Annotated in this window: 20 protein-coding genes, 1 pseudogene and 1 riboswitch; of the genes and pseudogenes, 15 read left to right on the top strand and 6 right to left on the bottom strand. The window is 49.6% G+C overall.

The window, feature by feature from the left end; all coding sequences use genetic code 11:
* Positions 1 to 47 precede the first annotated feature (47 nt).
* Together MKY48_RS28380 and MKY48_RS28375 are read left to right on the top strand one after the other, a co-directional pair.
* Complete coding sequence (locus MKY48_RS28380) at positions 48 to 1,163, top strand: IS110 family transposase (RefSeq protein ID WP_339291533.1); 1,116 nt, start codon at positions 48 to 50, stop codon at positions 1,161 to 1,163.
* 465 nt (positions 1,164 to 1,628) lie between these two features.
* Positions 1,629 to 2,303: a hypothetical protein gene (locus tag MKY48_RS28375; protein ID WP_339291770.1), complete on the top strand. Its 675-nt coding sequence runs from the start codon at positions 1,629 to 1,631 to the stop codon at positions 2,301 to 2,303.
* Between the two features lie 116 nt (positions 2,304 to 2,419).
* On the opposite strand, the gene MKY48_RS28370 is transcribed toward MKY48_RS28375, so the two are convergent.
* Together MKY48_RS28370 and MKY48_RS28365 are read right to left on the bottom strand one after the other, a co-directional pair.
* The gene (locus MKY48_RS28370) at positions 2,420 to 3,718 is read right to left on the bottom strand and encodes an aminotransferase class I/II-fold pyridoxal phosphate-dependent enzyme (protein ID WP_339291769.1); all 1,299 of its coding nucleotides are present in this window, start codon (positions 3,716 to 3,718) and stop codon (positions 2,420 to 2,422) included.
* A 125-nt stretch (positions 3,719 to 3,843) separates the two neighbouring features.
* On the bottom strand, positions 3,844 to 4,458 hold the full coding sequence (locus tag MKY48_RS28365; protein WP_076324799.1) for a pyridoxamine 5'-phosphate oxidase family protein: 615 nt from the start codon (positions 4,456 to 4,458) through the stop codon (positions 3,844 to 3,846).
* Positions 4,459 to 4,581: 123 nt separating this feature from the next.
* Here MKY48_RS28365 and MKY48_RS28360 point away from each other — a divergent pair, with 123 nt between their 5' ends.
* From MKY48_RS28360 to MKY48_RS28350, 3 genes are all read left to right on the top strand, one after another.
* Complete coding sequence (locus MKY48_RS28360; RefSeq protein ID WP_339291768.1) at positions 4,582 to 6,045, top strand: PLP-dependent aminotransferase family protein; 1,464 nt, start codon at positions 4,582 to 4,584, stop codon at positions 6,043 to 6,045.
* Positions 6,046 to 6,104: 59 nt separating this feature from the next.
* Complete coding sequence (locus tag MKY48_RS28355; RefSeq protein ID WP_076324797.1) at positions 6,105 to 6,890, top strand: AraC family transcriptional regulator; 786 nt, start codon at positions 6,105 to 6,107, stop codon at positions 6,888 to 6,890.
* Positions 6,891 to 7,510: 620 nt separating this feature from the next.
* Positions 7,511 to 8,365 carry an SDR family oxidoreductase gene (locus tag MKY48_RS28350; RefSeq protein ID WP_339291767.1) on the top strand — a complete coding sequence of 285 codons (855 nt, stop codon included), beginning with the start codon at positions 7,511 to 7,513 and terminating at the stop codon, positions 8,363 to 8,365.
* Positions 8,366 to 8,430: 65 nt separating this feature from the next.
* On the opposite strand, the gene asd is transcribed toward MKY48_RS28350, so the two are convergent.
* Positions 8,431 to 9,234 (bottom strand): archaetidylserine decarboxylase, encoded by an 804-nt coding sequence (asd, locus tag MKY48_RS28345; RefSeq protein ID WP_339291766.1) that lies wholly within the window; start codon positions 9,232 to 9,234, stop codon positions 8,431 to 8,433.
* Positions 9,235 to 9,397: 163 nt separating this feature from the next.
* Positions 9,398 to 9,510, top strand: a riboswitch (TPP riboswitch).
* A gap of 91 nt (positions 9,511 to 9,601) precedes the next feature.
* Between asd and MKY48_RS28340 the strand changes: the two genes are divergently transcribed.
* The 5 genes from MKY48_RS28340 (at position 9,602) to MKY48_RS28320 (ending at position 13,899) form a co-directional block, all read left to right on the top strand.
* Positions 9,602 to 10,231 (top strand): ECF transporter S component, encoded by a 630-nt coding sequence (locus tag MKY48_RS28340; protein WP_100539197.1) that lies wholly within the window; start codon positions 9,602 to 9,604, stop codon positions 10,229 to 10,231.
* Positions 10,232 to 10,268: 37 nt separating this feature from the next.
* The gene (locus MKY48_RS28335) at positions 10,269 to 11,888 is read left to right on the top strand and encodes an ABC transporter ATP-binding protein (RefSeq protein WP_339293562.1); all 1,620 of its coding nucleotides are present in this window, start codon (positions 10,269 to 10,271) and stop codon (positions 11,886 to 11,888) included.
* Positions 11,885 to 12,691, top strand: coding sequence for an energy-coupling factor transporter transmembrane component T (locus MKY48_RS28330; protein WP_213643269.1), 807 nt, complete (start codon positions 11,885 to 11,887; stop codon positions 12,689 to 12,691). Before MKY48_RS28335 ends, MKY48_RS28330 begins: the two co-directional genes overlap by 4 nt.
* Positions 12,692 to 12,965: 274 nt before the next feature.
* The gene (locus MKY48_RS28325; RefSeq protein WP_339291765.1) at positions 12,966 to 13,535 is read left to right on the top strand and encodes a TetR/AcrR family transcriptional regulator; all 570 of its coding nucleotides are present in this window, start codon (positions 12,966 to 12,968) and stop codon (positions 13,533 to 13,535) included.
* 4 nt (positions 13,536 to 13,539) lie between these two features.
* Complete coding sequence (locus MKY48_RS28320; protein ID WP_076324790.1) at positions 13,540 to 13,899, top strand: multidrug efflux SMR transporter; 360 nt, start codon at positions 13,540 to 13,542, stop codon at positions 13,897 to 13,899.
* A gap of 434 nt (positions 13,900 to 14,333) precedes the next feature.
* Here the strand turns inward: MKY48_RS28320 and MKY48_RS28315 are convergent, their stop codons facing one another.
* Both MKY48_RS28315 and MKY48_RS28310 read right to left on the bottom strand, forming a co-directional pair.
* The gene (locus MKY48_RS28315) at positions 14,334 to 15,005 is read right to left on the bottom strand and encodes a transposase (RefSeq protein WP_339291764.1); all 672 of its coding nucleotides are present in this window, start codon (positions 15,003 to 15,005) and stop codon (positions 14,334 to 14,336) included.
* 43 nt (positions 15,006 to 15,048) lie between these two features.
* Positions 15,049 to 15,186 (bottom strand): annotated as a pseudogene (locus MKY48_RS28310) (IS110 family transposase); the annotation flags it as partial.
* A 452-nt stretch (positions 15,187 to 15,638) separates the two neighbouring features.
* Between MKY48_RS28310 and MKY48_RS28305 the strand changes: the two are divergent.
* From MKY48_RS28305 to MKY48_RS28285, 5 genes are all read left to right on the top strand, one after another.
* Positions 15,639 to 16,289 carry a response regulator transcription factor gene (locus MKY48_RS28305; RefSeq protein ID WP_244878861.1) on the top strand — a complete coding sequence of 217 codons (651 nt, stop codon included), beginning with the start codon at positions 15,639 to 15,641 and terminating at the stop codon, positions 16,287 to 16,289.
* A complete protein-coding gene (locus MKY48_RS28300) occupies positions 16,289 to 17,221 on the top strand; it encodes a sensor histidine kinase (RefSeq protein ID WP_119846483.1) in 933 nt (310 codons plus the stop codon). Before MKY48_RS28305 ends, MKY48_RS28300 begins: the two co-directional genes overlap by 1 nt.
* A gap of 239 nt (positions 17,222 to 17,460) precedes the next feature.
* Positions 17,461 to 17,775 carry a DUF4097 family beta strand repeat-containing protein gene (locus MKY48_RS28295; protein ID WP_339291763.1) on the top strand — a complete coding sequence of 105 codons (315 nt, stop codon included), beginning with the start codon at positions 17,461 to 17,463 and terminating at the stop codon, positions 17,773 to 17,775.
* A gap of 486 nt (positions 17,776 to 18,261) precedes the next feature.
* Entirely contained in the window at positions 18,262 to 19,185 is a 924-nt protein-coding gene (locus MKY48_RS28290) for an ABC transporter ATP-binding protein (RefSeq protein WP_339291762.1), read from the top strand.
* The gene (locus tag MKY48_RS28285) at positions 19,178 to 19,918 is read left to right on the top strand and encodes an ABC transporter permease (RefSeq protein ID WP_339291761.1); all 741 of its coding nucleotides are present in this window, start codon (positions 19,178 to 19,180) and stop codon (positions 19,916 to 19,918) included. Before MKY48_RS28290 ends, MKY48_RS28285 begins: the two co-directional genes overlap by 8 nt.
* Here MKY48_RS28285 and MKY48_RS28280 read toward each other — a convergent pair whose 3' ends face one another.
* On the bottom strand, positions 19,919 to 20,197 hold the full coding sequence (locus MKY48_RS28280; RefSeq protein ID WP_339291760.1) for a hypothetical protein: 279 nt from the start codon (positions 20,195 to 20,197) through the stop codon (positions 19,919 to 19,921).
* Between the last annotated feature and the right edge of the window lie 315 nt (positions 20,198 to 20,512).

The following is a 20,512-nucleotide window of genomic DNA, read 5'->3' as shown; positions in this document are numbered from 1 at the left end:
AAACCAAAACCAAAATCAGAGCTAAATTGCAAAGGAGAGTCTGTACTATGAAGGATACCATAAAATACGTAGGCTTAGACGTGTCGAAGGAAAATATTGCTGTATCTGTAGCTGATCCAGGAAGAGAAGGCGCTCGGTATTTGGGCACGATTCCTCATACCGAGTATCACATCTTGAAAGTATTGAGGAAGTTAGGCCAACCCAATGAATTAAGCGTTTGTTACGAGGCAGGTCCAACAGGATATCCTTTAGTTCGTTTGCTAACTGCACATGGATATGACTGCATTGTTATCGCCCCATCACTTATGCCTAGTCGTCCAGGAGAACGGGTAAAAACGGATCGTAGGGATTCGATGCGTCTGGCACAATTACTTCGAGCAGGTGAATTAACACGTGTGCATGTACCTACTCCAGAGGAAGAAGCGCTTCGTGATTTGGTACGAATGCGTGAAGATGTTAAGGAAGATCGAGCTCGAATCCGGCAGCGGATCGGGAAGTTTCTCCTTCGTCATCAGATTGCACCTAAAGAGCCACTTCGCCGTTGGACGGCTAAATACCGGTTATGGTTAGGACGTATTCCATTCGAGTCCGCTTCACAACGTTTGGTTCTGCAGGAAATGCTGCATCAGATGGATGAAAATGAAGAACGTCTGAAGCGTATGGAAGCAGCCATTCACGAAGAAGCCACGGAAGGGCACCACGCCCCCTTAATACAAGCCCTTCAAACCTTACGTGGAGTAGCTGAAACGACAGCAACAGGAATCGTAGCGGAAGTGTGTTCATTTACCCGGTTTGGTAATGCGAAGGCTTTCATGGGGTACACAGGTTTGGTGCCGAGGGAATACTCAAGTGGCCAAAGCCGATGGCAGGGAAACATTACGAAATCGGGGAATACCCACCTTCGTCGTTTATTGGTCGAATCCGCTTGGAGTTACCGCTATAAACCTGCGCTACAAGGAGAGTTAAAGAAACGTCAACAAGGAAAATCTCCTGAAATTCAGGCCATATCCTGGAAGGCACAGCATCGACTACATCGAAAATACACGAAAATGCTGTCAAAGGGTAAGCCTAGTGGCAAAGCAGTTGTGGCCGTGGCGCGTGAACTAAGTGGATTTATTTGGTCGATTGCCCGAGAACTTGAAGAGAAAGGGATAAATAGGTGATCACCATTCCTATTGGAATCTAGTCGTATTGTGAGAATTGTTGATTCAAGGTGATCCCGTTCCCCCAAAAACAGGTGGAAGATGAAAAACTGAGTTAGAAGGCAAAGGGAAAAGCCGTAAGAGAGAATCCACGTCCATCGCTATGTGCCATCCCTCCAAAGGAAACGACGCACGACAACAGTTCGTGGTGCACTCTCTGCAGACGGAGAGAAAACATGCGGTATACAAAACCCGCGGATATCAGACTGCTCACCGTTGATAGCTTTTGCCTTCTAGTTCAGTTTTTACACCCTCTCTTGTATAAAGGGGATTGGGAAAACAAGGGAGTTACAAACTGCTATTTGACAGGTCTCGTTCATATCAGCGATGGGAGGAACGATTCGTACATGGAGCGTCTTCTAACAGCAAGAAGGGGCCTTTCACTTATGTTAGGATGTTAAATAATCATGAAAATTGGAGGGAGAAATGGAAATATATCATAAGTTGAATCAGATTAGAGTGCAGAACAAATCAAATACAAAACAAAAAGTCTTTTCAATAGTAAGTGCAATGATAATCGGAGCTATTTTGGGTTTAGCAGCAAAACTTGTGGATGCTCCGGGTATTAACCCCATATTTGACAATATCGGTGGACGTCTTGGCATATGGGTATTTGTTGCCGCGCTTTTATCGGTGTTCAGCTATTCGCCCAAAATAGCAGCTGTAAAAGTATTCGTCTTCTTTGGATCCATGCTTACCGTTTATTATGCTTACACCGTGCTTTTTCTACACTTTTTCCCAGAGAGAGCCATTGTTTTTTGGGGTATATGCGCGGTGATATCTCCTGTTTGCGCTTATATTATGTGGTATGCGCGTGGAAATGGATTGTTTTCTCATATGGTTTCGGCGCTTCCCATCACAGCTTTGCTGTCAGAAGGGTTTGAATTACGTCATGCTTACTTACCCATTCACACTCATTACTATTTAATCCCATGGCTTATGGGAGTATATCTAATGATGATCTTAGTTTTATTACTTATCATTCCTAAAAATAAAATGCAATTTGTAGTCGTTTTACCTATAGCCCTTATATTGTCTTTTATCATGATCTATTTTAATGTTTTAGGTCGGATATTTGGCGGCATGAACGGTGTATTTTAGGAATGTCGCAGAACATAAATAATGCCCTCCCGACTTCCTGTAGGGAAGTGAGAGGGCTGAAGAGTTTAATATTCTCGTTATTTGGAGCTTATATCTTCTTCATATACAGCCGATCATTAAGCCTTCTTCAGGTCCTGAATTCCTTTGTAGACCAAGTCGAACAGATCCTCCAAATACTCCTCGTCAATACAAGAGAAGGCGATCCGGAGATCATGCTCGCCTAGGGCGATGGTTCCTACGCCATACTCATGGATGAGATGGGAACGGAGCTCTTCGGCGTTTACCGTGTTCAGCTTCAGGCACATGAAGTAGCCGGAGTTAAACGGATAATATTCCCATGCATCGCCGTATTTGCCGCTATCGAGAATGGATTTCACTTTGTTCGCGCGGCCTTTCATGATGACGAATTTCTCTTCCTTCTGTTCGTGGAATTCCGGCGCCTTCAGCGCCTCCAGAACAAAGGTTTGCGAAGGGTGGGAGGCGCTGGATATCGTTGCCCGGATAATGCCGAGCGTTTTCTGCTCCAGTGCGTCCAGCACGTCTTTATCTTCTGCCGCATACGTGATAAAGCCGACACGGAATCCCCATACGAATTCTTCCTTGGTCGCACCGTCGACCTTCACAGGAAGCACGCGAGGGTGAAGGCTTGCCAGACGTCCGAAGAGCGATTCCTTCAGCGAATCTTCAAAGAACAATCCAAAATACGCATCATCCGTAACGACGACAATATTCATGCCGGCTTCGGCGGCTTCCTGAATCGCGGACACGATGGCAGCCCCTTCCTGAGCGCCAGGGGTATAACCTGTCGGGTTGTTCGGGAAGTTCAACAGGACGACCGCCTTGCCTTTATCCTTCTGGCTTAGCAGAGCTTGACGAAGTCCTTCGGCGTTAAATTTCATATCGTCCGTAAAGAGAGGATAGGTTACATGAATGCCATGGCGGCGAATGCCGAATGTCAGCTCGTAATTCTCCCAGTTCTTATCGGGATAAATCACGGCGTCTCCTTCATCCACGAACAAATCGGCTACGATGCTAAGACCATGCGTCAGCGCATTCGTGACGATGGGATTGCTGAAGCTCTTGCCTTCAAGCGAAGGGTTCTCCTGAAGCATCTTGTTTCGCCATACGGAGCGCAGCTCCGGCTTGCCTGCCGGGGGGGCATACGGGTACAGATCCTTCGGCTGGTAAGCCGAAAGTTTGTCCTGGATGACGCCCAGATGCATCGGGACTCCGCCTTCGGTTGCAATACCGATCGTAGCGTTATATTTTTTCGCATGGCTCGTCGCTTCCGCAGATTGGCTCAGGATGCCTTCTTTCGGGAAGTAGATTTCTTTGCCGAGTGTGGAGAGCATGTCGTACACATGCGGATTGCCGGCTTGCATTTTTCCATTCAATTGACCAACCAATGGGTTCATGAACTGATTCCTTCCTTCCGAATACTTTTGGTTAAGGTAAGTGTAGGTGACAAGTTGCCTTTACGTTTTCATTGCCTAACATTATACCACTTAGCCCAGTAACCGTCACGGATAATTGTAATGCTTTAACGCGGTCCAGGATGATACTTGCATATCAGTCCGGCGGTTTCTTTATCCCGCTCTTTGCCCCGGCATTCAAGCCCTTCGACTACGGTCTGAAGCGAATCCGGCTTCAGGTTCTGGCCGAACTTGAACTTGGCGCTCATTCGCTGCGGAGCGAGTTTGATGACCGCTACCCCTTTCAGTCTGGGGATATAAGCCCGGTCATTCGCGTCAATGGCGCGGTATCCGCCTTCAGGCTGCAGTTTTGTCATCAGTGCCTCCATCGCAAGAGCCTTTTCCTCCAGATCATCCACGATCACCACCTCGCCGATCGCCGTTACGCTTTTGAAGTAGGCCGTAGCCGGGCAGGCCATCTCCGGATCGGAGAAATAGGAAGGGATCAGCGCATACTCATCAGCTATGGTAAAGCACACGGCGGGCGTCCGGCGTAGATGATCCATTTTTTCACCCATCCGGCTGCCGTGAAAATAGAACGCTCCGTTCACATAAGCAAAGTTCAATGGCGTTACACGCGGAATCCCCTCTTCATCGGCTGTTCCAAGGAAACCAAAGCTCATGCCGCTGAGGAAATCCTCGATCTCTTGTTGATCCTCCATCGCAAACTCGTCTCTTCTCATGGTTAAACGCTCCCACTATCATTTTGAATAACAGTTTATGATGAAAATTGACAAGGAAAAAGCGCCAATTTAGAGTAATTTATATAGTCCAATTTTATATCAAGAATGATAGGAGTCGTCATGATGGAGCTGGGATTGCCGTTCGAGACGTATGTGGAACAATATCGATATAAATATTTGGCTCTATACCACGCGATTCGCGCTGCCATTCATAGCGGCAAGCTGCCGGAAGGAACCCGCCTTCCCGCCACACGCGAGCTGGCCAAGCTGTATGGTGTGTCCAGAGGATCGGCCGCGCAGAGCTATGACATGCTGATGGCCGAAGGTTATGTTGTGTCCAGGCAAGGCAGCGGAACTTACGTAGCAGAGGGGATTGCCATGGTAGACCAGCCGCCGCTGGCCGAGGGAGCGCCGGTGCTCTCTACTTGGGGGCAACGACTGGTGAGCCAAAGCGGGGATTATACCTCGGCACAGATGCTGCTGAGAGAACCTCCCCCAGGTACAATCTCATTCGCGAATGCACGGATGCCCATGGAGGATTTTCCGTATTCGGAGTGGCGGAGCGCGTTATCCTATGCAGGTGGAAGCGGGGGAGTCGAGCTGCAGAACGGAGCGCCGCCGGAGGGAGACCTCGAACTGCGCCAGGCGATAGCCGGACACCTGCGTTTTACGCGGGGAATCCAGGCCGACCCCGAGCAGATCGTGATCTTCAGCGGATCCATGCAGGGGCTAGTCCTCATGTTTCAGCTGCTGGTTGATCCTGGCGATCAGGTGGTCATGGAGGATCCCGGCTATCAAGGAATCTATCGGGGCATCAGCCTGAGTGGCGGGATTCCGCTGCCATCCCCGGTAGACGATACCGGATTGATACCACGTGACTGGGACGCAAGTCTGCTTGTCGTAAGCCCCAGCCGTCAATACCCGACGGGAGCGGTGCTGCCGCTGGAGCGAAGACGGGCGCTGCTGAATTGGGCGCGAAGCCGTCAGGCCTTTATTATCGAGGATGATTACGACAGCGAGTTCCGCTGGGGCGGCAAGCCAATTGAGCCCTTGCGAATGCTGGATAACGAGGGACGTGTCATCTTCGTAGGTTCGTTCTCCAAAACGATGTTCACCGGGCTCCGCATCGGGTATGCCGTGCTGCCCCCAAGCCTGGTTGAGGCGGTTGTGCAGGCTAAGGCTCTGTACGAGCCGATCTCACCAGCCGTATTGGAGCAGCGCGCGCTGGCGCGCTTTATTGTGCGAGGGGGTTACGGTCGGCATCTTAGAAGAATGACTCGGCTGTATGGTGCACGGTATGAGGCGCTTCGCCAGGCGATGGATACGCATGCCTCCGAACTGTTTCGTCTTCATCCCGGCGATGCCGGCCTGCATGTTTATGCGAACTGGCTGCGCTCCGAGGAAGAGTACGCCCAGTTCCAAGAAGCTGCCCGCAAACGCGGTGTCATGTTTCGGGATGCATCGGTATATCATCGTATACCCGGATTGCCTGCCGCATGCTTTGGCTTCTCGCATCTGGACATAGCCAGCATTGAAGAAGGGGTTACCCGGATTGCGCAGGCATGGCTGGACATGCAAAAAACATAAAAAACGGGTATGATGGAAAAGAGGTCAATTTTTGAATGAGATGAGGGGGTTATGACGTGATGCTAAATGCATCGCCGTCTTCTTTTATAATCATGTCTGCGCTTGCCAAAATCGTATGTGAGCCAGGCTGGAAATGGCAAAAACGCGAAAGACCCATGCAGAATTATGATTTGTTCTATGTATGGAGCGGTGAAGGCACGGTCGAGCTCAATGACGAGCCCTTTGCTGTGGGAAAAGGAAGCTGCTTCCTGTTCCGACCAGGAGATCATACGAGTGCGACGCACAATCCGCAGAAACCGCTCGTATTGACATATATCCATTTTGATGTGGCCGACCCGGTGCAGCATATCCCTGCATCCTATCGCAAGCTGACGGAAACGATGGATTTTGAATATTTGCTCGCGCGCTACGTGCGTTTGTATCTGGACAAGCCCTATGGATCATTGGAGGAGGGGCAGCTTATTCTGAAACAGCTGATGATTCATCTGCTGCGTTCAGATCTTGCTGAGCCGGTGGTCAAAAAAGCAAGCAATCAGCTGTCAGAGGCTATCCATGAAATCGCGAATTATGTCCGTCAGCACCCGGGGGTTCCCCATCGGGTAGAAGATTTGGCCGCTAGAGCGGGGTTGTCCCCCCGTTACTTCTCGATCAAGTTCAAGGAACTGATCGGCACGCCGGTGCAATCATACATCATTCAGATGCGGATCGAGCGAGCGCAGCATCTGCTGCTGCACCAAGGCATGAACGTAACGGAGGTAGCTGACGCGCTGGGTTACCGGGATATTTTCTTTTTTAGCCGGCAATTTAAGCAGTATACGGGCAAGAGCCCATCCGAGATTCGGTGATTCCCTCGCCCTTCCATAACTTACCTGATTGGTAGGAGGGGTTAATGGTTTCATAGCAAGCGATTTAGGGTAAAAAACGAGATACAGTTTTATTTTATGAAGGGGGGAGAGAGGAATGAGCCCAAGAAGACGGGTGCGTGGACGTTTCTTCAGTCGTGGTGGCTGCGCTATTTTCAGAAATCGCTTGCGCCGCATGAAGACAACGACTCAGGATCATCAGGATGTATGGTTTTAAATGAGACCTGGCCTACATACGGGTGACGTTGAATCCCGTTATCATATACGCTTTTCTCTGGATGAACGCAAAAGGGAGCTAAATGGCTCCCTTTTTTCGATATGTTTTTAGGGTCCCCGCAAAGTATTTGGAATAAGCATCGAAGCATAGGCTCCACTTTGTGGGGCTATTTAGTGGATACATATGTGGATAGGGACTCTGATTGCATTGTAAAAGATGCATATACGAATAGGGATCCTGACGTTCCGAAATTTTGTTATATTAGGGATAAGCATAAAGCGTTGAAGGCAGGGTTTAAGAAAAATGGCCGGGCAGGCATTTCGAATAACGGAAGGGTGATGGGTGTGATAGAGAGAGTGGCATTGGCCGAACAAGCGGTGATCCGGTGGTAACGGCGGGAGCAGGAAAGGTTGCGCTGATCACGGGCGCGTCGAGCGGGTTCGGACTGCACATCAGCTTGGAGCTGGCAAAAGCAGGTTATGACGTGGCAGCGGGTCTGCGCAGGCCGGAGACGGCTGCAGAACTGTTGGCCCGAGCCGAACAAGCCGATGTTGCCAAGCGTATTCACGTATTCCAGCTGGATATCTGCATCGAGGAACAAGTCAAGGCCGCTGCCTTGGAGTTGGAGCAGAGGTATGGCCGCTTGGACGTGCTGGTTAACAATGCCGGGGAGGCGGTAGGCGGCATGGTGGAGGAAGTGCCGCTCAGCGGCTGGCGAAAGCAGATGGAGACGAATTTTTTCGGGACCGTATCGGTGACACAGCATATGCTGCCGCTGCTCCGGCGAACTGGAAAATCCAAAATCATTCTCATGAGCAGCATTAGCGGCGTGGTCGGATTTCCGGGTTATGGACCCTATGCGTCCTCCAAATTTGCGCTGGAAGGGTTTGGCGAAAGCCTGTCCATGGAAGTGATGCCCTTTGGCATTGATGTCGTGCTGATCCAGCCTGGTGCCTATGGCACGCCGATCTGGAACAAAAGCTTTGGGGAGCTTACGGTGAAGGAAGGATCACCCTACAGCGGTCTGCTGAAGGGCGTGCTGGACTATTCCGAGCGGACAGCCAAAGGAAGCGGGGATCCGCAGGAGGTAGCCAGGCTTGTGGCAAAAATTGCGTCCATGGCTAAGCCCAGGTTCCGCTATATGCTGCCCCGAGGCACGCGGGCGACCGCATGGATCAAGGGCGGACTGCCGGATCGGCTGTTTCAGCGGATCATTTATCGGATGCTGGGCCGGCGTTAATCATTCATGCAGCCAATGATTTATAGCCTTAACTTGTCATGCGATGTTTGGTAAGGTAGATGGAATCACCCTTTTCTGGCTGGGGACGGGTGAAGCAAACCGAGCAGTTCTCCCATCTTCACCTTGGAGCCGGGTTCCAGGTCACCGCGAGGGGTAAACGTGCCGTTCTCCGTCAAAAGTACAACTGTAGAGCCGAATTCAAAGTACGCGAGTTCATCGCCGATTTCGTATTTCTTCACACTCTCGTCAGCATAACGGATGCTGCTTACGTTCATGGCTCCGACCTTCACGACGGCAACTTCGCCGAACTCATGCGCAATATAGGTAATGAGGCGCTCATTGCGGCTGAGCACATTCCGGATATGGGTCATCGCAAAATCGTTCACGGGGTAAACGCGTCCCTTTAAATGCTCGCTTTCCGCCTGAACACCGGTTACCGGGGAATGAATGCGATGATAGTCGGTCGGGCTTAAATACAATACAAATGCATAACCGTGGATGTAGTTTTCCATTCTCGGTGATTTCGCGAGCAGCTCGCTCAAGGTATAATCCTGTCCCTTAACGCTTAGAATGGTACCGGCGTTGACGACGCCCATTGCCGAAATTGTGGCATCGACTGGGCTTACCATGGCGTCGGCGGTGTCATCTATGGCGCGTAGGCCTATTTTTAACCGGCGGGAAAAGAACTCGTTCAGTGAGCGGTATTCGTTGATTTCTTTCTCCGCTTCGTGCGCCGGAATTTGATAAATTCGTATGAATGCAGGTATTAGATGACGGCTCAGCCGGCTGTGGGAACAATGCCCCATGATTCGGGACAGCCACTTGCGGGAAGACAGCTCAGTCATCAGACGCAGCAATTGTTTAGCCATGTCATTCTCCTTTGTGCATAGGTGTCAGCAATAAACGTTGGTGGAAAAGCCAATCACTCTGATATTGACATAGAATGAGATGGAAATCAATAAATAGCCATTTTTGAAAAAAGGTTCTTGCTTATTCCGGAGTGAATGTGTATTTTAAAGTTAACATAAAACCGAATAGGAATACGGGGGCTTGAGTGAATCAGGCTGAGATTGCAGCTGCTATCCGCTGTTGACCGTTAATCTGAACTGGGTAATGCCAGCGTAGAGAATATCCGACCCTGCCTACATAGGGCCTATTTTTCCGTCTGCGCGTTTTTCCAGACGGTTTTTTGTTGTGTTTACACAAAAATAGAGGTGGAGAGGGGAATGTGTTGTTATGGGAACGTCTGTGCAAGAGAAGTTGGGGGTTCAGCCCCGAAAAGGACTGCGGTTAAGCGATATTTTGGTTACGGTACTGGTATCACTGGTGCTTGGCGTCATTTATCACTTCTGGGGTTCGGTTTACAATCTATTAAAACCGCTGTTCTTTGAAGCGGATGAGTTGTTATACGGCATGTGGTTCGCTGCAGCCACGCTTGCTTACTTGTTGATCCGGAAGCCGGGAGTGGCCATTATCGCGGAAGTGGCGGCGGCCCACGTAGAAGTGCTGTTTGGCAGCGGCTGGGGATTGACCCTACTGCTGTATGGCCTCATTCAAGGACTGGGGGCTGAATTGGTATTCGCGGCGTTCCGTTATCGGAGCACCTCGGCGTGGACGCTGGCGATTGCCGGTGCCGGTGCAGCCATCGGCTCGATGATCATGGACTTCTATTACAGCTATACGGATGACCTGCAGACGTGGATGTTCCTCGCTAAATACGGTATGCGGGTACTTAGCGGCGCCGTCATTGCAGGCCTTCTTATGCTCCTGTTGGCTAAAGCGCTCGACCGTACGGGCGTGACATCCCTGCTCCGTCCTGCGTCGAAGAAGGATTACGAAGCACTGGATGATCCGCGCCATGTCTAATGCCACGGTTAGCCCGGTTCCGGCTCAGTCTGCTGAGATGCTTCCGGAACCGGCCGTGTATGTGGAGGGATTGCGTCTGAAGTATCCGGGCGAGGAGCGATTGATGTTCAAAGACCTCTCCTTCTCGGCTGTCCGCGGGGAGAAGGTGCTGCTGCTCGGTCCGAGCGGCTGTGGCAAATCCACGCTGCTGCAGGTGCTTAGCGGGATGATTCCCCGCGCGACGGAGGTGCCGATGAAATGCGAGGCCCAGCTGATTCCACGCTCTTGGGGTTATGTATTTCAAGATCCGGATACCCAGTTCTGTATGCCGTACGTGGATGAAGAGCTGGCTTTCGTACTGGAAAATCTAAGTGTCCCTCGTGACGAGATGAAGGATCGAATGCAAGCGGCCCTGCGCGAGGTGGGGCTTGATCTTGAGGAGCTCCATATGCCGATCGGGCATTTGTCCCAAGGCATGAAGCAACGACTTGCGCTGGCATCGGCTCTGCTGCTGGAGCCGGAAGTGCTGTTCCTTGACGAGCCGTCTGCGCTGCTCGACCCGGAAGGCAGGGAGCAAATCTGGTCCGCGGTGAAGGCCGTTTCGGAAGGGCGTACGCTGATCATCGTGGAACACCGGATTGAAGAAATGGCCCAATATGTGGATCGTGTCGTGCTGTTCAGCCCGGATGGGGTGATTCTGGGCGAAGGTCCCCCAGCAGCGATATTCGCTGAATACGAGAAGGAACTCCAAGCCTATGGAATCTGGTATCCCGGCGTATGGGAGGATTATGCTCAGACCCGGGCGGGCAGAGAGTTGTTTGCTCTGGTCGACGCGCTGGGCAATCTCTTGTATGAGGCTGCTCCGCCGTACGCTCAACATGGGGAACCTGTCATTCAACTGGCGAATTTTAGGGGAATGAGATGGGATAAACCTGTTATCACCCTCCCTTCCGCCGAGGTGGTTCCGGGACAATTCATTGCGGTGGTAGGACCGAACGGAGCAGGCAAAAGCTCGCTGCTGCTCAGTTTGATGGGGCTGCTTCGCGCCGAAGGGACCTATGTGCTTTGCGGGGAAGAGGTCATTCAGGGCAAGCGCCGGAAGGTGCGAAAGAAGAGAGAGCAGCAGCTGCGCCAAATCGGATTCGTGTTTCAGAATCCGGAGCTTCAATTCCTGACGGAGCGCATCGGCGATGAGGTGGTTTACTCGCTGTTGGTGGATCATGTGCCGCCGGAGGAAGCGAAGGCGCAGGCCGACCGCTGTCTTGAACGCTTTGGACTGAAAGGCATGGAGGCTAGGCATCCGTACCAGCTGTCGACAGGCCAAAAGCGCCGCTTGAGCGTGGCTACGGCCATGGCAAGACAGCCGTCCGTCCTGCTCCTGGATGAGCCAACCTTCGGACAGGATGCGCGGAATACGTTTGCGATTCTGGAGATGTGCGAGCAGCTGCGCCGCGCGGGAACCGCTATTCTCATGGTGACGCATGAAATGGAGATCGCGCAGCGGGTGGCCACGCATATATGGGAAGTCCGGGAGGGACAGCTGACTTCGAGCATGCCTTCCCCGCGCTGGTCTGGCGGGATTGCATCCGAGCAGGCGGCTAAGAGAGTAAACGGCGCTGCCGACCCACGGGGTATCTTAGCCGCGGCCGATCAACGCCTCACGGGGGTGAACGCATGAATATATGGAACCCCGTGCGGATCACTTGGCTGCACCGGGCGAATCCGGTGGTGAAGCTGGGACTGATCTGTGCGCTGTTTTTCATGACGGTGCTGACCCATGATCTTGATTTTGTTTTGTATCAGGCGCTTATCTTTATGGTCTGTCTGGTGGTGCTCAGCGGGGTGAAGCCGTGGAAAATGCTGTTGTTCTTTATTCCGTTTCTGCTTGCCTTCATATCGTCCGCCTCTTCCATGATGCTGTTCGGTAAGGGGGAGACGATCTGGTGGGAGTGGGGATTGTTCCGGGTATCGGAAGAAAGCTTCTACCGGGGGCTGCATTTGGGCTTTAAAGGAATTGCCTTTGCTTCGGAGGGACTGCTGCTCGTTACGACAACGTCCTCGGTGGATTTATTCTACAGCCTGATGCAGAAGCTGAGGCTGGCGCCCAAATATGCCTACAGCTTCATGGCTTCGATCCGGCTGCTGCCCATGGTGTGGGAGGAATATGTAATCCGCCGCCAAGCCTTGAAAGTGCGAGGAGTTCGCCCGATTCGCGGGATTCGCGGCATGGTTAATCGCGCAGGACTGTATGTGGTGCCGCTGCTGGCGCAGAGCATCCGCCGGGCCCATCGGGTAGCCGCTGCGATGGAGGCCAAGCAATTTGACGGAGACCGGGCGAAGGCCCGAACGTATTATTACCCATCTCGTTATTCCCGCTACGATCTTCTGGTCGTCGGATTACTGACAGCTGCCGCGTTCTGCGCCTATGTTGCAGCAGGAAATTTTCCTTGGTTCGGCATTGGCGACGTGCGGTTTGATTAATGGGCTGTTTTCTCAATGAGAGCCTGCTTAAGGTGTATAAGCGGGTTCTTTTTTTATGAGATCAGATTAACTCCAGAGGGTCTAGCCTGTTTATCTCGCAAGAAAAATTTTCTATTATAAGCGGCGGTCCGGCTCTTGAGAAAGTGCACGGATCGCATTTTTCTTCACACGTATATTTTATAGAAATCATGTCTGGATTTTATGCCGATGGAGGCGTTATAATACTAATGGTACCGATAAAGTATTTACAGTACCAGAAGGGGAGTTTGTTCACTTGCGCGAGCGAATATTGAATGAAACGATCCGCTTAATTCAGCGGCAGGGGTTTACTTTTACGGTTAGTGATCTGGCCCGCAGCCTTGCAATTAGTAAACGGACGATCTATGAGCACTTTTCATCCAAGGAAGAGATTGTCGAACATATCATCGACGGAATGATCCGGCATATTCAGCAGCGCGAACATGAAATTGCTGGGGATGAGGAGCTTACCGTTCTGGAGAAGATTCATCAGATTCTAATCTGTCTGCCGCAGGAGATGGAGAAGATGGATTTGGGAATGCTGCCGGATCTGAAGCGCTCGCATTATGCGCAATGGGAGAAGCTGGACACCTTTTTCAGAGAGGAATGGGGCATTGTTACTGAGCTGATGGAGCAGGGGATGGCCGAGGGAAACATCAAACGAGTTCATATGCCGCTATTCATTGATCTGTATCTCGGCTCGCTCCATCAGATTTATGATTCGAGGGCAACGGTGAAGCATCAATTGCCGCTAGGGGAGCTGCTGCAGTCCGTCATGGACATCTTATTGTTCGGCATTGCCGCAGAGAAACGGGAGGAGTCTTGAGATTATGCATTGGTTATATTTAAGTTTGGCTATTCTATTTGAAGTGGCTGGGACACTGAACATGAAGCTGTCGGAGGGATTCAGCAAACCGCTGCCCAGCGTGCTGCTGGTGGTGTTCTATATTTGCAGCTTGAGCTTCCTGACGCTGAGCTTGAAGCAGATTGAAATATCCGTAGCTTACGCGATCTGGTCGGGACTTGGCATCATGATCATTACCGTCATCGGTTATATGTTCTTTGCGGAGCAGATTAATGGTCTGAAAATATTCTCGATCCTGCTGATCATCGCGGGGGTCGTTCTGCTGAATCTATCCGGCAGCGCACATGCGCAGGAACAACCAAAGACGCACCAGTCCGGTCACTAAGGGCGATAGAATGAACCGGAATCTGCGGAAGAGCCGTACTCATGCGTAGAATGGAAGAGGGACCGTGCGCGAACACGATCCCCGAGTACAACGTACCGCCATAAGAGCGGCCTTAATATAGGAATTCGATCAGAAATAGACCGTGATCCTGACCAAGGGCGGTCTATTTCTTTTTATGGAACGAAAGTATTAACACAACCAGCGTCGCGAATGAAATCATTAGCGTCAATGTTTGGTACATTTTCGGTACTCGCCGTATTCAGCATGCGGTTTTTGATACAAGGCACGGGGATGTTAATCTGTATTTGGAGTCATTAGAAACTAATTAGGCTTTAGCCGGATGGAAGGAATCAGTCGAATGGAATATGTTACACGAAACCAGCATGGGCCATTTTGTTTTAGGTGTCGCATTTCATATTACAATTCGTCTTCCCTTATCGTTTGACGATCCGGTCAAAAAATGCCCGCATTCTAGAGCTTTTGGTCATGGAGGCCAACCATGCGCATTGGCATAAAACCGCTTTGAGCATGCGTTTGTCCTTAGGAATGCGAGAACTTTTCTTTTTGCCAGCACTCTCATGGTTGCCTGGACATCCCCCCGCCCAAGAGCTGGCATGAGCATCGGAATGGTGGGATATGTCCAGTCCCATTTCCGCTAAAATGTGGGAGGCTGTCATTTCATCAATCCCTGGAATGGTTTTCAGTAATTCCATTTCCAAATGATAGGGTTGAAGCAAATCATGGATTTGAGCCTCCACTATGGCAATCTGCTGCTCCAGAAAGGCCTTATGATCCAAATGCAGTCGAATCATGTACCGATGATGTGCCGTGACTTGACCATTCAAAGCCTCGACCAGCACCCAGGCCTTGGGTTTCATACGAGTATGGATTAACTTGCGAACTTGCTCTGCATCCAGCACTTCTCCGTTTATGACGGACTGAAGCAGCGCCATACCCGAAGTCCCAAAGACATCGGAGATAAAAGCAGCGAATTTGATGTTGCCAAGTTCGAGCATTTTTTGAATCCGACTCTTCTCCGCGGTCACTTGAACGACTAACTTGCGACGGTATCTGGTGAGATTGCGAAGTTGCGTAAAAGGTTTCATTCGGAACGAAGCTTCCCGCAATAAGCCCGCAGCGCAACAGTTGGGCTATCCACACGGCGTCTTTCACATCCGTTTTGCGCCCGGGTACATTTCTGATAAGACGAGCGTTACCCAAAACAAGCTGGAAACTCCCCTCCAGAATGTTCCACACGGGAACCCAAAGTACCCCGGTGCTTTCCATGGCAACATGGAACCTGGTGAGACTGAAGCCAATCCCGCAGCTGACACAGTTCGTTTGTAGTCGTTCCAAACGTTTTAACTGCTTGATTTAACTTTTGATTCAAAGGGGCCGGTTAAAACACAAGCAACAACCGTAGCTTGATGAACGTCCAGACCGCAACAACGTTCTAAAATAGCGTCCATTGTGCATCCCTCACATTTAAAAGATGCGGGTCATGCAGCCTTCGATTTGTATTTTTGTACACGTGCTTCATGCGACACTCGGCGGTACGCAAGGCTGCAACAGATCAGTTTGTGGGGTTATTTTAGTTTGAGCGGTTATTTGAAGATGAATCTGAATATACCTCGGAGCCGTTGTTTCCAGTATATTAGAGTTATGGACGTAAAAAGAAAGGCGTGAATGACGTGGCTTCGAACATACTTCTTGTAGAGGATGACAGCTCGATTGGCGAAATGGTAGAGAGCTATTTGACGATGGAAGGTTTTCAGGTGGTGCTTGCCAAAGACGGAGAGGAGGCGCTCGAGCGGTTTGCCGAACGAGATTATGACCTCGTACTGCTGGATATGATGCTGCCCAAGATCAGCGGTATGGATTTTCTTAAAAAAGTCAGGGAGAAAAGCCATGTGCCGGTACTGATCGTATCCGCAAAGGATGGGGAAGTGGACAAGGCGCTCGGCCTTGGTTTTGGCGCAGATGACTATATTACGAAACCTTTTTCGATGATTGAGCTGACGGCGAGAGTGAAGGCCGCTATCCGCCGCGTGACGGCTTATGCAATAGCACCCCCAACTGAGCAAAATAAAATCATCCGGGTCCATGAACTAGAGATGGATCTGGATCATTTGACCGTGACCAAAAACGGCCAGGAGATCAAGCTGACGGCCAAAGAACTGCAAATCTTAAAGCTGTTTATGACGAATCCGAAAAAGGTATTCACCAAGCAGCACATTTTCACATCCGTCTGGAATGACGACTATTTCGGCGATGAAAATGTCATTAATGTGCATATGAGCCGTTTGCGCGACAAAATTGAAGATCAGCCCTCCGATCCGCAGTACATCAAAACGCTGTGGGGCATCGGCTACCGTTTGGGGGAATTTTAGTGGTTGCCGTTCTGCTGATTGTTGTGATCATGTTGGCGTTGCTGAATGTGATGCAGTGGATGGGTCGGAAAAAAAGAGCTAAGCAGCTCGGCTACATCATCGATAAACTGAATACGATTAAGGATTCGTCCTCGCAGGAGCAACTGCTGCTTTTTACGGAGGATCCAGGATATCGTAGACTGTTGATTGCTATCAATCACTTGCTTTTGCAAACCAGGCAGTCCGAGACAGGATTTATGCGTACAGAAATCGCAATGCGCCGAATGTTGGCAAACATATCGCATGATTTGAAGACGCCGCTTACCGTGGTGCTCGGTTATATCGAAACGTTGAACCAGAAGGCCGACTTGCCAATGGAGGAAAGGGAGCGGCTACTGGATAAGGTGCATACGAAGACTGTAGAGATCGTAGAGTTGATCAACCGTTTTTTTGACCTGGCCAAGCTGGAATCGGGGGATAAGGAGATGCCCCTGACCCGCATACATATCAATGAAATTTCCAGAAACAGCATGCTGATGTTTTATGATCTGATCGAATCCGAAGGGTTGCAGGCTGACATCGATATTCCGGAAACGCCGCTTTATGCATGGGGCAATGAAGAAGGACTAAACCGCGCATTAAACAATGTGCTGAGCAATGCGATCCGTTATGGTTCACAGGGCAAGGTGATCGGCATGAAGCTGCGGGATGAGCAGGGCCGGGTGCTTATCGACATTTGGGATAAAGGCAAAGGTATTCATGAACGGGATCAGGAGCTTATTTTCGAGCGGATGTATACGCTGGAGGATTCAAGGAATAAAAGATTCCAGGGCAGCGGTTTGGGTCTGACGATTACGAAAAGACTGATCGAGCTGATGGGCGGGGAAATTCGCGTCGCAAGCAAGCCGTATGAACGGACCGTTTTCACGATCTCGTTAAAGAAGCTATCGTAGCGCGGCTTCTTAACATCATATTAGTGCTAGACAAAAAGCGAAAGTAGCGGAGGAGACGGAATCGATTCTTACGAAGCTGAAAGATTTTTGGGAAAAAAGCTACTTTGGAGGCATTTGCTGCATTCGCCTAAAAGCTTTCCGAAGGAAAGGCAGTTACAGTCATAGGTGACAAACAAATCAAGCAAGCAGAATGGGTTGAGATAGATACTAAATATGGCAACATATCCGTTGAGTCAGAATTGTCGGTCCAACACTTAAATGTGAGCAGCAGTTCCGGCGACATTACTGTAACGGATGTAATTGGTATGGAAAGCAGTAACATATCTACTAACGTTGGTAACGTCGAATTCGCTCTACCTGATCAACCAGCACCTCTATATGTAAATCTATCAACAAAAATAGGAACTATCTATAATCAGGTTGCTCTTGAAAAATCAACAATTACCACAAAGGTTGTTTCCAAAGAACTCCATGGATATGTTGGTAAGGCTCAATCCGAAAGTGCAACGCTCAACATCTCCACACAGGTGGGCGAAATTCTGTTCAAAAATTAAGTGTCATCATCGTAGCAGGCTTGCCATAATCATGATCAGGTCTGGTATTTGTTTGCAAGCATTTTTAGTGAGGTTGATGAAGTTAGGTCACAACATAAATTTGGGTTTCCTTTGCAGTTGCAGGCGTTGTCGGAATTGGTGCGTCTTTAGCGAATTTTTCGGTTTTACCGGTACAACAGGTAGGAGCTGCAGCTACAAGCTAAGATAACTACGCTTCCGAACATGCACTCCAAACTTTAATGAGCTTTTATAAACCAGCGTTGAAAGGGCAATTTCCGGATTCGCGAGATTCGAATAGCAGCACCAATTTGGACCATATTAATCTGACTGGTTGTGAGTGAACCGGTCTTTTTTATTCCATGTGATATGATTGTTTATAATCGAGTCGCTTTCTACACTTAAGAGATTCGTAAGAATTGCGCAAGAAATATGAAAATGTTGGCGGTTATACTATGATCAAGAGATAAGTGAGAGGGGCAAATATAAATGAGTTATGTCATCAGTACCCGCCATGTCAGCAAAACCTATAAAGGCAAAGATGTTGTCTCTGACGTCAGTATGAATATCAAGCAGGGGCAGATTTACGGACTGCTCGGTCCAAACGGAGCCGGTAAAACAACGCTAATGAAAATGATGCTGAATCTGGTCAAACCAACCAGCGGTGAAATTGAAATATTCGGAGAGAAGCTTACGCCTTCATCGGTTGAAATGTTTAAACGCATTGGCACCATCATCGAGTATCCGATTTTTTACGATAAAATGACGGCGATCGAAAATCTGGAGATGCATGCGGAATATATGGGTTATTATAACAAACATGCAATTAACGAAGCGCTTGAGATGGTTAATCTAACTTCCATCCAAGGCAAATCGGTATCCGAATTTTCGCTTGGCATGAAGCAGCGCCTGGGCATGGCCCGCGCCATTATAACCAAACCCGAGCTGCTCATTCTGGATGAACCAATCAATGGACTTGATCCGGTCGGGATTAAGGATTTTAGAAGTTTGCTGCGCATGTTGAGCAAGGAGTACCGGATGACGTTGCTGGTCTCCAGCCATTTGCTGGGTGAAATCGAACAAGTTGCAGATACGATCGGCATTCTTCAGGGCGGCAAATTTATCCGCGAAGTGTCTATGGATGAGATGCGCAGCGAAAACACAGATTATATCGAAATTGTGACCCCACAATGCAAACAAGCTGTATTTGTACTGGAAAATCAGCTGAAAGTCCGCAATTTCAAAATCGTCGGTGATTCAGCCATACGCATTTACGAGTCAAAATTTACGCAGCAGGAATTGACCAAGGCGCTGGTACTGAATGAGGTGGCGATTGAATCGATAAACCATAAGCATACTTCGCTCGAGGAGTATTTTATGCATCAGATTAGCGGAGGTGAGCAGTATGTTTAAGCTGATCCGGATGGAGATGAAAAAGCAGAAGTTAGCCTGGTTTTTTAGAGGGGCGGTTATTGCAACGATCCTATGCGCCGGTTTCATGTTTCTTATAGCCTACACGGAGGGGAGCAGAGATCCTGCATTCGGGAGTTTCGCCGATATAGCCTACACGGAGGGGGGCGGAGGTCCTGCATTCGCGAGTTTCGCCGATGCGTTATCGATAGCGGGGCTACTTTGCCGTGCGGTATTTATCGTGTTTGCTTCAGTCTTGCTAAGCAGATTTATTATTGAGGAATACAAAAATAAAACGATCAGCTTATTGTTTACGTACCCGGTCGAGCGTAAAAAACTGATCATGGCGAAAATGCTGCTGGCTCTGGCTCTTACGTTTGGAGCGATGCTCATCTCGACTTTGATCACCTGTATATCCATTCTGGCTCTGAACAGCCATTTTCAGTATATTCCGGGAAAATTGGAGTCCGGCGTACTACTGCATACGGGGATCCAATTGTTGATCCAAACACTGTCAGCAGCGTGCCTCAGCCTCATTCCTTTATTCTTCGGGATGCGAAAAAAATCCGTACCGACAACGATCGTGTCCTCGATCATTATCGTGGTCTTAGTCAGTAACAACAGCCAGGGCTTTTCGCTTAGCACAAATATAACGATACCGTTGATCTTGGGAGTTATCGGTCTCCTGATTGCTTATCTCTCGTTCCGCAACGTAGATAAGACGGACGTAGCTTAACTAAAAAAGCACTCTTCTTAATGGCAGCTTCGCCTGAAAGAAGGGTGCTTTTTTACGGAGATACCTACATGAATTTGGTGTTCGTCTCCGGGGAATTCGGCCCGGCTTAGCTCCGGCAATTTTGCAGTGCATATCCATCTCGGATAAAAAAGCGATCATGTCATCGAGCAGCACATCTTTAAACATGCGGTCATGAGTGAATGAAATACCAGCTTCATAGAGGGCGATTTTGGTTTTGGCTTTTTTTAATTCCCCCAAGAGGATATCGCGGATGTTCATAAAAGATATGCTCTATTCGTTAACTTAATTAATTCGAGTTAATTTATTTTGTCAACGAGCTCGATCGTGACGAAATCATCAATTTGTTTGGAGCTCATAGGGTCGAAAAAGCTTGCACTTTCGTAGGTTTTTCCTAAAAGAGCGCGATTTAGTCCGGGGAGAAGTGCACTTTTGCATCAATATTCCAATAACCTCTTTTTTTGTAGAGAGGTAGGAGGGGCAATCACTAAATCGGAGCACTGGTACTGCCACCACGGCAAAAGCGCCACCACGCAAAGCCCGCTGGTACTGCCACCGCGTAAAACGGACCGCTGG

This window comes from Paenibacillus sp. FSL W8-0187 (assembly GCF_037969755.1).
Classification (GTDB): Bacteria; Bacillota; Bacilli; order Paenibacillales; family Paenibacillaceae; genus Paenibacillus_AQ.
This window is presented reverse-complemented; position numbering and strand designations above follow the sequence as displayed.